The organism is Phytoactinopolyspora halophila (assembly GCF_003287285.1).
In the GTDB taxonomy this organism is placed as follows: Bacteria; Actinomycetota; Actinomycetes; order Jiangellales; family Jiangellaceae; genus Phytoactinopolyspora_A; species Phytoactinopolyspora_A halophila.
On sequence record NZ_QMIG01000043.1, the window covers coordinates 1 to 12,492 of the forward strand.

The window sequence follows — 12,492 nt, forward strand, 5'->3', positions numbered from 1 at the left end:
CAACTCGAAAAACACCCGCTGATCTTCCTGACCATCAAACGACCACACCGCCCGCTGCCCCGGTGCCGTGGTCGCAAGCTCCACCGGATCACCATCGATAACCACTTCACCAGTGACATCATTATTGGCCTCACGCACCTGTGCAGTTATCGACCCTGTGTGTGCGGCGTCGGGGTCAAATACGATCTGGTACGTGCCCGACTGTGGCAACACCGCCGGATCAAACACGCATTCGGTGCCGCAGGATGTGTCGCTCAGCAACTCCGACCCATCCGGCGCCACCACCGACACCGCCGCATCCCACGTACCGAGCGTGCCCGACGACATCGCCAGTTCGATTTCCTGATCTTGCTGGCCATCAAACGACCACACCGCCCGCTGCCCCGGCGCCGTGGTCGCAAGCTCCACCGGATCACCATCGATAACCACTTCACCAGTGACATCGTCGAGCGCCTCGTACAGCTGCGCGGTCAACGACCCCACCTCAGTGCCATCGGGATCGAACACGATCTGGTACGTACCCGACTGCGGCAACACGGTTGGACCAAACGCACATTCGGTGCCGCAGGATGTGTCGCTCAGCAGCTCCGACCCATCCGGCGCCACCACCGACACCGCCGCGTCCCACGTACCCAACGACCCGTCCGACAACTCGAAGAACACCTGCTGATCTTGCTGGCCATCAAACGACCACACCGCCCGCTGCCCCGGCGCCGTGGTCGCAAGCTCCACCGCATCAGCATCGATAACCACTTCACCAGTGACATCGTCGGGCACCTCGTACAACTGGGCAGTCAAAGCGCCCGTGTGATCGTCGTCGGGATCGAACACGATCTGATACGTACCCGACTGCGGCAACACCGTCGGGTCAAACACACAGCCGACGCCACAGCCGGACTCGCGCAATAGTTGTGATCCGTCGGGGGCAAGCACCATCACCCCATCCGACTGATAGTTGGCCAGCGTCCCGTCCGACATCTCGATCAGCACCTGCTGATCTTCCTGACCATCAAACGACCACACCGCCTGCTGCCCCGGCGCCGTGGTCGCAAGCTCCACCGGATCACCATCGATGGCCACTTCACCGGTGACGTCGGCTGCGTTGAACGCGCGTGCTGTGATGCTGCCCACGTGGCCGTAGCGGGGATCCCATTCGAGGGTGTATTGCCCCTCCATAGACGCCTCGACTTCGACGGTGCAATACAGGCCACAGTTTTCGTCCACGAGTACCGAACCGTCCGGTGCCCGGAGCCGGATTTCGGCGTGATGGTTGTAGTCCATGTTTCCGTTGGTGAATGCGATCCCGATCTCGTCAACCGTGGGCTCGAACGACCAGATCACCTGCTGTCCTGGATGGGTAGTCGCCCACTCGACAGCAGGCCCGTCGACGTCAAGCTCGGTGGTAATGTCAGCAAGCTCATACGCCTGGGCGGTGATTGTCCCGGTACGGGCCTCGTCTGGGTCCCACTCAAGGGTGTATTCACCGTCGGCTGGCAATGATGAGACCTCGAGCAAGCACCACGTGCCGCACGAGCTCTCCACGAGCACCGAGCCGTCCGGCCCACGCAGCCGGGCCTTTGCGTCCTGTTTGTACTCCAGGTCTCCGTCACTTAGCGAGATCCCGATCTCCTGGCCCGCGGTACCGTCGAACGACCAGAACACGTTCTGCCCCGGCGATGTGGTGGTCACCGAGGATTGCGCGCCGTTCACGGTGAGCACGTCCACCACGTCGCCGTCGAGTTGTGTGACGTTGAGCGAGTAGGTTCCCGTGCTCCCATTGCGGTCGTTCACCACCAGCTCGTACGTGCCAGCCGACAGGTCATCGATTCGCTTGCCCCTGCAGCGGCTACGCTCCGCGACGACGTTCTCGTCGGCGTCTACAAGGTGCCAGTCCAACCACAGCCCCATGCTGCCCAAGCATTGCTGCGGATCGACATACAACGATCCCGCCTCGGGCAAGTCGAACGTGTATACCTCCTGCGACGCCGCCGACTCGAGGTGTCCCGCGCCCTGATCAGGTTGGTTCTCATCAATCTCGAGTGGGAGCGAGCCGTGGAACGACTCGGGAGGAAGCACCTCGAGGTCAAACGTGATGTTGTCCAACCCGTATGCCTGGTCCGCAAGCCCGGTAACACCCGTCGATTTGAACGTCACCTCCGCTTGATAGTCCGTATGCGTGAATGGCACCGACACGCGGTAGGTGTTGAAGGGTACGCCACTTTCCAGCGTGCCACTGTCGAGCAGTTCCTCCGTGACCGGTTCAATCTCGACGTCTTCGTCCCGGTCGAACGTTACCGTGATCGTCTCCGTATCCTCGTCCGCAGCCCAATCCCCGATGGCAAGGACGTCAAACGTCAATGTCCCCTCAACGTGTGGGGGAAGTTCCTGCACGTAGAAGCGGTAGCTTTCCCTGTCGCCGAACGATCCCGCAAACGACGTGGTCGCTTCATCGGATGACACCCGGGAAGGCACAACGTTCGAGGCCATAGGTTCTGTTTCGTAGTCGATGTCCAGGTTGCCGTTCTCGTCCAGAGACTGCGCCTGCGGATCGACAGTGGCCGCACGGCTGATCATCGACGCGTCCGCGAACGTCTCATCCGCCGTGATGGCCAGGTCCAGCACACATGAATTGAACTCCACTCCGGCAGGCATCCCAGCCTGTTCACACTGTTCCGACGCCAGTTGAGCCTCGTCTGGGCTCAGGTCGTGCACCGTCACGATATGTTCCGGGAACTCAAGGTCAGTAAATGTCTCGGTACTCTCCCCCTCTGCGTACGAGAAGAATGATTGATCATTCGTGATACGCCACGAATCAGCGAAATCCGCGTGCAGCACCTCTGGCGATGTATCGGCCGGAAGTTGCGTGCCATCGGATAGCCGCAAATCGTTGTCCGGATTGCCGTCACCGTTCCCGAGCAGGCCCTCCAGGTCATTGTCCGGCCCCGGGGGAAGCCACACGCGGGCAAACCCTCGACGCCAAGACATCACCGGCCCATGCAGCCCATCCCACGCGACAACATACTGTCCCTCTGTACGAACGATATAGCTATCGTCTCCCAGGTACAGCACGTCACCATCCGCTATTTCGCGCAACTCGCCATCAATATATAGATCGTTCTCGTCGAACTCGACGCGGTATCCGCTCACCTCGGTTGCAGCCTGGAACATCACCGACACATCACGATTGCCAGGTGCCGGCGTCAAACGGCCCTGCACTTCCAGGTTGTATTTCTCCGAGCGCGCCACGATGAATTCCCCGACAGATTGCAAATCGTAACCCAGTCCATCGTTGGTGATGAAATGTGGCTCACCCTTGATAGAACCCGCTTCGTGTTCCAGCCAGAACATATAGATCATCGCGATGCAACCGACAATACCCAAACTGGAAATCGCGGCACGCACCGTCAGGAAACCCGCCTCGCGAAGGATCACCTGACCAGTCTGTGTCGCCAAGTATCGCTCAACTTGCGACGTCATGTTTGCTGCCGCGGCTTCCACGCTGCCATACGCGGCCACGTCACCAGCAAGAGACGTGGCCGTCGCCGGCGTGATGCGCTGGATCACCGGAAGAATCACGGGCGGCACATCCCAGTCAAACAGACCATCTTCCACATCCTCGGGCTCCTCCCGGGCCTGGTCCTCCGGCCCGGGCTGCCTCTTCTCCTTTTCACATTTCCGTGACTTCTTGCGCTCTTCGATATGCAAGAGCCCAGGCTCCGGCGAGGTCGCCCGAAACGTCCGAAGCACATAACCCGCAGTGCCGTCAGCCGTCTTGCACGTCTTTTCCTGCCCGTACACCTGGAACCAGTCCTCATACGGGCCCCACTGATTAAGAACCGTTCCCGCGAAGGCATTCTCAATGCCATCGGCTTCAAGAGCCGCCGAATAGCGCGCCACCTGCGCAGACCAGTCCTCATACTTCTGATTGTCGGCGACTTTCGCCTCGATCACATGCGCAAATGTCGAGCCGACACGGTCGTAATACACGATATCCGGGCGGGACATGCCACCACCAAGGACCGTCTCCCATTGAACTTCCGGGTCGATCACTTCGTTCGATTCGACTCCCGGCGGTGTCCGGCCAAGACGATCACTCAGATACTTGATCGCGCGCGCCTGACCGATCGACTCTATTCCCCCATTCGGGCTACATTCACTCGCATACTGATAAATATGCGTCCCTAGCTGCGGCCGCGCCTTTAGACATTGCAACTTAATACGCTTGCGGGTTGAGTACATATGATTAAAAACACACCGTTTATCCCGCTCGCCCGCACGGCGAATGGTCCAGCTATCGCTATTCGGTGAACACTCGGCCGCCGCATCAGCCACCGACGGCGACCACCGATCCTGAACCGGAACAAAGAACGCGGTCACCAGCAACGCAGCGACGAACAACCACAACCGGCGCATAGTGCCCCCACCCGAAATATCACGCTTGCGGCGAGTTGCCCAGCACGATACAAGATCGTTGATCACCACGCTAGGGGCCAAGATCACGGATCTTGGTCATTGTGACGCGGGAAGACTTCTGGAATGTCGGGAACTGACCAGGAGTCGCCGCGGAGGTTGATTGTCAGCAGCGCAGTGGCCACGCTGTTCGCTTCCGGTGAGGCGCCAGACCTGCACCTCATCGCAGGACGAACGACGCTGCCCGCTCGCCGATCAGGATCGACGGTGCGTTGGTGTTGCCGGTGGTCACCCGTGGCATGACGGACGCGTCGGCGATGCGCAGGCCGTTGACGCCGTGCGCGCGCAGCGAGGGATCCACCACCGCCATGGAGTGCACTCCCATCGTGCAGGTGCCAACCTGGTGGTGGTACGTGATCGCGGCGCGCCGGACGTAGTCCCGAACGGCGGCCTCGCCGGTCACGCCGGGGCCGGGGTAGAGCTCGTAGGCGCCCCATTCTCCGGCCAACGCCGCCGACCGTCCCATCTCGCGGCATTGCTCCACGGAGGCGGCCAGGCTGTCGACGTCCCGTTCATCGGCCAGCGCGTCCAGGTCGATGAGCAGCTCGTCGTGCGGGCGAGCGCCGGAGAGCCGGACACGTCCACGGCTCTCCGGCGAGATCATTCCAGCCATGAGGGAGAAGCCGGCCTCCGGGCCTTGCATCCATGGCTCGTACATGGGCACGCTGAAGTGGATCGGCTGCGTGTCCGGCACCGCAAGGCCGGAGCGGCTGCGCCAGAACAGGTGTGTCTGTGTCACCGAGCGGCCCGGTCGCGGCGGTTCCACCTGGCGCCGGGTGGTGCCGAAGATCACCGGGCAGAGCAGGTGGTCGTGCAGGTTCGTGCCCACTCCCGGCAGGTCGGCAGCGACGTCGACGCCCACCGCCCGCAGCTCGTCGGCCGGTCCGATGCCGCTGCGCAGGAGGATGGCCGGGGAGCCGATGGTTCCGGCGCAGAGGATCACCTGGTCGGCCAGGACGCGATGCTGCCGGTTCCCGATCTCGAACTCGACGCCGGTGACACGCGTACCGGCGAGCAGGAGCCGGCGCACGACGGCACCGGTGCGCACGGTGAGGTTTGGCGCGCCCGTGACCGGTGCCGCGTAGGCGGACCAGGTGCTCACCCGCTGCCCGGCGCGCATGGTGACCTGCTGGACGGAGACGCCGTCGAGCTCGCCGTCGTTGTAGTCCGGGTTGAACTCCAGGCCGAGCTGCATCGCCGCGTCGACGATCGACTGCTGGATCGGGTGCAGGGGCAGGTTCGGCGCCACGTCGAGCAGCCCTTCGATGCCGGGTGGCCCCGGTGACGTGGCTCCGGTACCGGAGCGGCGCTCGATCGCCGCGTAGATCGGGAGGACGTCGTTCCAGGACCATCCGGGGTTGCCCAGCTCGGCCCAGTGGTCGAAGTCGTGCGGGCAGCCGCGGACCCAGATCATGCCGTTGAGCGCGTGCGAGCCGCCCAGAACCCGGCCGCGTGGCAGGTGCAGCCGGCGGCCAGCGGCGTGCTTCTGCGGGACCGTGTAGAAATCCCAGTCCTCCGGACCGTGCCACAGCTCGCCCATGCGGGACGGGTCGTGAATGGCCGGGTTCGCGTCCGGACCGCCGGCCTCCAGAAGGACGACGCGTACTCCGGCGTCCACCAGCCGCCGGGTGACGACGCAGCCGGCCGAACCGGCACCCACGACGATCACATCAGCGCGTCCGGGCATCGCGTCCCTCCTGGATCGGTCGAGCCAGCACCGGCCCCACGGGGATGCGCCGTGTGCGCGCCGGTGCGGGTTGTTGTCTGACCGTGCCACGCGGCGTCATGGCACCGGCATGCCTGGCGATCAGGCCTTCACTCGCCGACAACGGCCGTGCCTGCCTGGACAAGACGTGCCGGGAGGCGCCGTTCAATACTGATTCGCGCGGTGGGTCCCTCCCCTTCCGCATGACGCCCCTACGGCAGAGGAGCAGACGACCATGGCCACACGCCTGTTCATCGACGGAGAGTGGACCGGGGCGTCCGGCGGCAGCTTCGCCACGGTCGACCCCGCGAGTGCGCAGGTTATCGACGAGGTCGGTAGCGCGTCCCGGTCGGACGTGGACGCTGCCGTGGGGGCGGCGCGCCGCGCGCTGGACGCGCCCGAGTGGGCGGGCTTGCTGCCCGTGCAGCGCGCGGCGCTCCTGTTCCGGCTCGCCGACCTGATCGAGCAGAACTCCGAGGAGATTGCCCGGCTGGAAACGCGGGACCAGGGGCAGCCCATCGGCATGTCTCGCCAGGTGAGCGTGGCCGGAGCGGTGGAGCATTTCCGGTACTACGCGGGCTGGGTCACCAAGATCCAGGGCACCACCAATCCCGTGTCGTTCCCGGACACGTTCCACTACACGCGCCGCGAGCCGATCGGTGTGAACGCGCTGGTGACGCCGTGGAACTTCCCCCTGATGATCCTGGCGTGGAAACTGGCGCCGGCCCTGGCCACGGGTAACACGGTGGTGATCAAGCCGAGCGAGGTCACCCCGCTGACCACGATCCGCCTGATCGAGCTGACCCGGGAGGCCGGCTTCCCCCGCGGCGTGGTCAACCTCGTGACCGGTGAGGGCGACGTCGGCGCCATGCTGAGCGCGCACATGGACGTCGACCACCTGTCTTACACCGGTTCCACCGCTGTCGGGAAGATGATCACGAAGGCCAGCGCGGAGTCCAACCTCAAGCGGCTGACCCTGGAGCTGGGCGGAAAGGCGCCGAGCATCATCGCCGGTGACGCCGACATCGACGCGGCGGTGAGCGGCAATATTTTGGGGTCCACGCACAACTCGGGCCAGGTTTGCGCGGCGTGCACGCGGTTCTATGTCGACCGGAAGCGCGAGCAGGAGTTCGTCGACAAGATGGCGGCCGGAGTGAGCGAGCTCGCCATCGGCCCCGGCCTGGACGAGTCGACGCAGCTGGGACCCCTCGTGTCGGACAAGCATCGCCGGCACGTGGAGCGCCTGGTCGGTACCGGCCGCGACGAGGGCGCGGAGCTGGTGGTGGGTGGGACGCGGGTGCACCGGGACGGTTACTTCTTCGCGCCGACCATCTTCACCGGTGTCACCGACCAGATGACGATCATGCGTGAGGAGATCTTCGGGCCGGTGCTCTCGGTCACCACCTACGCGGACGACGACGAGCTGGCCGCCCTGATCGCGCGGGCCAACGACACGGAGTATGGCCTGGCGGCGTCGGTCTGGACCCGCGACATCCAGACCGCGCAGCGGCTGACCTCCGGGATCAAGGCCGGTGGCGTGTTCGTCAACATGCCGCCCATCCCGGACATGGCCGCGCCGTGGGGTGGATACAAGGCGTCCGGCTGGGGTCGCGAGATGGGGCCGTGGGCCATCGACGCCTACACCGAGGTGAAGTCGGTCTGGGTGAACTATGGTTACTAGAGATCGTATATGTTTTGAGATATTGTGAGTTTTTGTGAGTTATGATGGGTGTTGAAGGCACGGTGCCAGCCAGGCCAGGCAAGGTCATCGCCGTCCATCTCAACTACCGGTCCCGCGCCGAGCAGCGCGGACGCATCCCGGCGTCGCCGTCGTACTTCCTCAAACCGTCCACGTCAGTGGCCCGGTCCGGCGGGCAGGTCGAGCGGCCGGCCGGCACCGAGCTGCTCGCGTTCGAGGGAGAGATCGCGCTCGTCATCGGCCGCCAGGCACGGCGGGTGCGGCCGGAGGACGGCTGGTCGTGCGTGGCCGGGGTGACCGCGGCCAACGATTTCGGGGTCTACGACCTGCGGCACGCGGACCGCGGCTCCAACCTGCGATCCAAGGGCGGCGACGGGTTCACTCCCCTCGGCCCGGACCTGATCCCGGCCGCCGACGTCGACCCCGCGGCGCTGCGGCTGCGCGCGTGGGTGAACGGGGAGCTGGTGCAGGAGGACACGACGGCGACGTTGCTGTTCCCGTTCGCCCAGCTGGTGGCGGACCTGTCCCAGCTGATCACGCTGGAGCCGGGCGACGTCATCCTCACCGGCACCCCGGCGGGAGCGTCCGTCGTACAGCCGGGCGACGTCGTCGAGGTGGAGGTCGATGTACCGCACGCGGAGGGCTCGCGCACGTCCGGCCGGCTGGTCACCACGGTGGTCGAGGGCACGGACCCGCTCCGCGACTACGGCGCGCAGCCGCGGGTCGACGACGCGCAGCGCATCGAGGCCTGGGGCAGCGCGGCGGCGGCCGGCCTGGCACCGGAGTTCACGCTCACCGACGAGCTCATCGAGAAGATCAACAGCGTCGGCACGGCAACCCTCAGCGCGCAGCTGCGCAAGCGCGGGTATAACGACGTGTCCGTCGACGGCCTCGCCACCACCCGCCCGGGCACGCGCCTCGTCGGGCGAGCCCGCACGCTGCGGTTCGTCCCCTACCGCGAAGACCTGTTCCGCGCGTACGGCGGGGGATACAACGCACAGAAGCAGGCGTTCGACGCCCTGCGTCCCGGAGAGGTGCTCGTCATCGGGGCGCGCGGGGAGCGCGGCACCGGCACCGTCGGCGACATCCTGGCGTTGCGGGCGCAGACGCGCGGCGCGGCGGGCATCGTCACCGACGGCGGCGTGCGCGACCTCGCCGCCGTGGCGGCGCTGGACATCCCCACCTACCACGCGGGCGCCCATCCGGCCGTGCTCGGCCGCCGGCACGTGCCGTGGGACGTCGACGTCACCGTCGCGTGCGGCGGCGCGGCGGTACAGCCGGGTGACGTCATCGTGGGCGACGACGACGGCGTCCTCGTCATCCCGCCGGGGCTGGTGGACGACGTCGTGGCCGGGGCGATCGAGCAGGAGCGCGAGGAGACCTTCATCGCCGAGCAGGTCGCGAAGGGCGAGGGTGTCGACGGGCTGTATCCGATGAACGACGAGTGGAAGGCGAGGTACGCCGAATGGCGGGCGAATCGGTGACTCCGGCCGCGCAGAGCAAGTCCCAGCGCGCCTATTGGTGGATCCGCGAACGTATCTCCAGCGGCGCGTACAGCCCGGGTTACCGGCTCGTGCTGGGGCAGATCGCCCGGGAACTGGACGTGAGCGTGGTGCCAGTGCGCGAGGCGATCCGGATGCTCGAAGCAGAGGGCCTGGTGACGTTCGAGCGCAACGTCGGCGCCCAGGTCGCCATGGTCGACGAGATCGAGTACCAGCACACGATGCAGACGCTGGCGCTCGTGGAGGGATACGCCACGTCGCTGTCCGCGCCGTCGCTGCCCGAGGACGCCCTCCGGCGTGCCCGCGAGATCAACCAGCAGATGGTGCAGTGCCTCGACCACTTCGACCCGCACCGCTTCACCGAGCTCAACCGCGAGTTCCATTCGGTCCTCTTCGAGTCCTGCCCCAACCCGCACGTCCTCGACCTCGTGCATCGCGGCTGGGGCCGGTTGAACGCGCTGCGCGACTCGACGTTCAGCTTCGTGCCCGGCCGCGCCCACGAGTCGGTGAAGGAGCACGAGAAGATCCTCGAACTCATCGAGCGCGGCGCCTCCGCCCTGGACATCGAGATGGCCGCGCGCCAGCACCGGATCGCCACCCTGGACGCGTTCCTCCAGTACCGCGCCGAGCGCCGCAACCGGGATGCCGCGCAGGAAGGACCACGATGAAATACCGCTCGAACCCGCAGCAGATCAGGGGTTCCATCGCGCCCGTGATGACGCCGTTCACCGCGTCCGGAGAGGTGGACCACGCCGGCCTGGCCACCCTGGTGGAGTGGCAGCTCGCGTCCGGCTCGCACGGCATCTCGATCGGCGGGTCGACCGGCGAGCCCAGCTCGCAGACGGTGGCCGAGCGCGCGTCGGCGATCCGTACCGTCGCCGACGTCGTGGCCGACCGGGTGCCGTTCCTGCCGGGTACCGGCTCGGCCAAGCTGGACGAGACGCTGGAGCTCACGGCCGCGGCGCGGGATGCCGGCGCGGACGCGGTGCTGGTCATCACGCCGTACTACGCGCGGCCCACCCAGCAGGCACTCTACGAGTGGTACACGACGGTGGCGCTGGAGTTCCCGGACCTGCCGATCGTGGCGTACAACGTGCCGGTGCGCACCGCCGTCGATATCGCCCCGGAAACCGTCGCTCGCCTGTACCGCGACGTCGACAACTTCGTCGGCGTCAAGGAGACCACCAGGGACTTCGAGCACTTCTCCCGCGTGCTGCACCTGTGCGGGCGGGACCTGCTGGTGTGGTCCGGTATCGAGCTGCTGTGCCTGCCGCTGCTGTCGCTCGGCGGCGACGGGTTCATCAGCGCCACCGCCAACATCGCTCCGGCCGCCGTCGCGCAGATGTTCGAGGCATGGGAACGGGGCGATCTGGAGCGGGCCCGCGAGCTGCACTACGGCCTGCACCCGCTGGTCGACCTGCTGTTCGTGGAGACGAACCCGGCACCGGGCAAGTGGGTGCTCGAGCAGCGCGGGCTCATCGGTTCCGGTTACGTGCGCCCGCCGCTGATCCCGCCTACCGACGCCGGCCAGCAGCGCATGACGGAGCTGCTGGCGCAGGGCGAGCAGTACCTGTCCCCCGTCGACGGATTCACCCTGGAAGGTGCGTGAGCATGCCCGAGCACTACGTCCCCGACAACCTGCCGGAGCGGATCCAGCACTACATCGACGGCTCGCTGGTAGACAGCATCTCCGGCGCGACCCTGGACGTCCTCGATCCGGTGACCAACCGGGCGTACGTGACCGCCGCGGCCGGGCAGGCCGCAGACGTCGACCGCGCGGTGGCCGCCGCGAAGCGGGCGTTCGACGACGGCCCCTGGCCGGGGATGCTGCCGCGTGCCCGGGCGCGCGTGCTCAACCGGATCGCCGACGCGGTCGAGGCGCAGGACGCCCGGCTGGCCGAACTGGAGACGTTCGACACGGGTCTGCCCATCACGCAGGCGCTCGGGCAGGCCCAGCGGGCGGCGGAGAACTTCCGCTTCTTCGCCGATCTGATCGTCGCGCAGGCCGACGACGCCTACAAGGTACCCGGCCGGCAGCTGAACTACGTCAACCGCAAACCCGTAGGCGTGGCCGGTTTGATCACGCCCTGGAACACCCCGTTCATGCTGGAGAGCTGGAAGCTGGCGCCCGCGCTGGCGTCCGGCTGCACCGTGGTGCTCAAGCCGGCCGAGTTCACCCCGCTGTCGGCCAGCCTGTGGGCCGAGATCTTTGCCGAGGCCGGCCTGCCTGACGGCGTGTTCAACCTGGTGAACGGTTACGGCGAGGAAGCCGGCGACGCGTTGGTCAAGCACCCGGACGTGCCGCTCATCTCGTTCACCGGCGAGACCACCACCGGCCAGCTCATCTACCGCAACTGCGCCGAGCACCTGAAGGGCATGTCGATGGAGCTGGGCGGCAAGTCGCCAGCCGTGGTCTTCGCCGACGCCGACCTGGACGCCGCCCTCGATTCCACCCTGTTCGGAGTGTTCTCGCTGAACGGCGAGCGCTGCACCGCGGGCAGCCGGATCCTGGTGGAGCGGTCCGTCTACGACGAATTCTGCGAACGCTACGCGGCGCGCGCGGCCAACGTCGTCGTCGGCGATCCGCACGATCCGGCGACCGAGGTTGGCGCCCTCGTGCATCCCGAGCACTACGAGAAGGTGATGCGCTACGTCGAGATCGGCAAGAGTGAGGGCCGGTTGCTGGCCGGCGGGGGCCGTCCCGAGGGCCTGGAGCAGGGCAACTACGTCGCGCCGACGGTCTTCGCCGACGTCACGCCGGACGCGCACATCTTCCAGGAGGAGATCTTCGGGCCGGTGGTGGCGATCGCCCCGTTCGACTCGGAGGACGAGGCGCTGAAGCTGGCGAACAGCGTGACGTACGGGCTGGCCGCCTACATCTGGACGGCCGACCTGACCCGCGCCCACACGTTCGCCCAGCAGGTGCAGGCCGGCATGGTGTGGCTGAACTCGCACAACGTCCGCGACCTGCGCACGCCGTTCGGCGGCGTGAAGGCCTCCGGCCTGGGCCACGAGGGCGGCTACCGCTCCATCGACTTCTACACCCACCAGCAGGCCGTGCACATCACCCTCGGTGACGTGCACACGGCCCGCTTCGGCGCCAACTAACGCTACGG

Annotated in this window: 7 protein-coding genes; 5 read left to right on the top strand and 2 right to left on the bottom strand. The window is 66.4% G+C overall.

The annotated features are described in order from the left end of the window. Both DPM12_RS21165 and DPM12_RS21170 read right to left on the bottom strand, forming a co-directional pair. Nucleotides 1-4,482: VWD domain-containing protein (locus tag DPM12_RS21165; protein WP_170313733.1), on the bottom strand; the 4,482-nt coding region annotated here is incomplete at its 3' end. 148 nt (nt 4,483-4,630) lie between these two features. Continuing rightward, nucleotides 4,631-6,157 (bottom strand): GMC family oxidoreductase, encoded by a 1,527-nt coding sequence (locus tag DPM12_RS21170; protein ID WP_112260342.1) that lies wholly within the window; start codon nt 6,155-6,157, stop codon nt 4,631-4,633. 253 nt (nt 6,158-6,410) lie between these two features. On the opposite strand from DPM12_RS21170, the gene DPM12_RS21175 reads away from it, so the two are divergent. Genes DPM12_RS21175 through hpaE form a run of 5 tightly spaced genes read left to right on the top strand, consistent with a single transcriptional unit; the run spans nt 6,411 to nt 12,484 of the window. Then, the gene (locus DPM12_RS21175) at nt 6,411-7,856 is read left to right on the top strand and encodes an aldehyde dehydrogenase family protein (RefSeq protein WP_112260343.1); all 1,446 of its coding nucleotides are present in this window, start codon (nt 6,411-6,413) and stop codon (nt 7,854-7,856) included. Between the two features lie 41 nt (nt 7,857-7,897). Beyond that, nucleotides 7,898-9,358, top strand: coding sequence for a fumarylacetoacetate hydrolase family protein (locus DPM12_RS21180; protein ID WP_170313734.1), 1,461 nt, complete (start codon nt 7,898-7,900; stop codon nt 9,356-9,358). Then, entirely contained in the window at nt 9,340-10,044 is a 705-nt protein-coding gene (locus DPM12_RS21185) for a GntR family transcriptional regulator (protein WP_112260344.1), read from the top strand. The genes DPM12_RS21180 and DPM12_RS21185 overlap by 19 nt, the downstream gene beginning before the upstream one ends. Beyond that, the gene (gene dapA / locus DPM12_RS21190) at nt 10,041-10,985 is read left to right on the top strand and encodes a 4-hydroxy-tetrahydrodipicolinate synthase (RefSeq protein ID WP_112260345.1); all 945 of its coding nucleotides are present in this window, start codon (nt 10,041-10,043) and stop codon (nt 10,983-10,985) included. The genes DPM12_RS21185 and dapA overlap by 4 nt, the downstream gene beginning before the upstream one ends. Before the next feature lie 2 nt (nt 10,986-10,987). Then, nucleotides 10,988-12,484, top strand: coding sequence for a 5-carboxymethyl-2-hydroxymuconate semialdehyde dehydrogenase (gene hpaE / locus DPM12_RS21195; protein WP_112260346.1), 1,497 nt, complete (start codon nt 10,988-10,990; stop codon nt 12,482-12,484). The last annotated feature ends 8 nt before the right edge of the window (nt 12,485-12,492 follow it).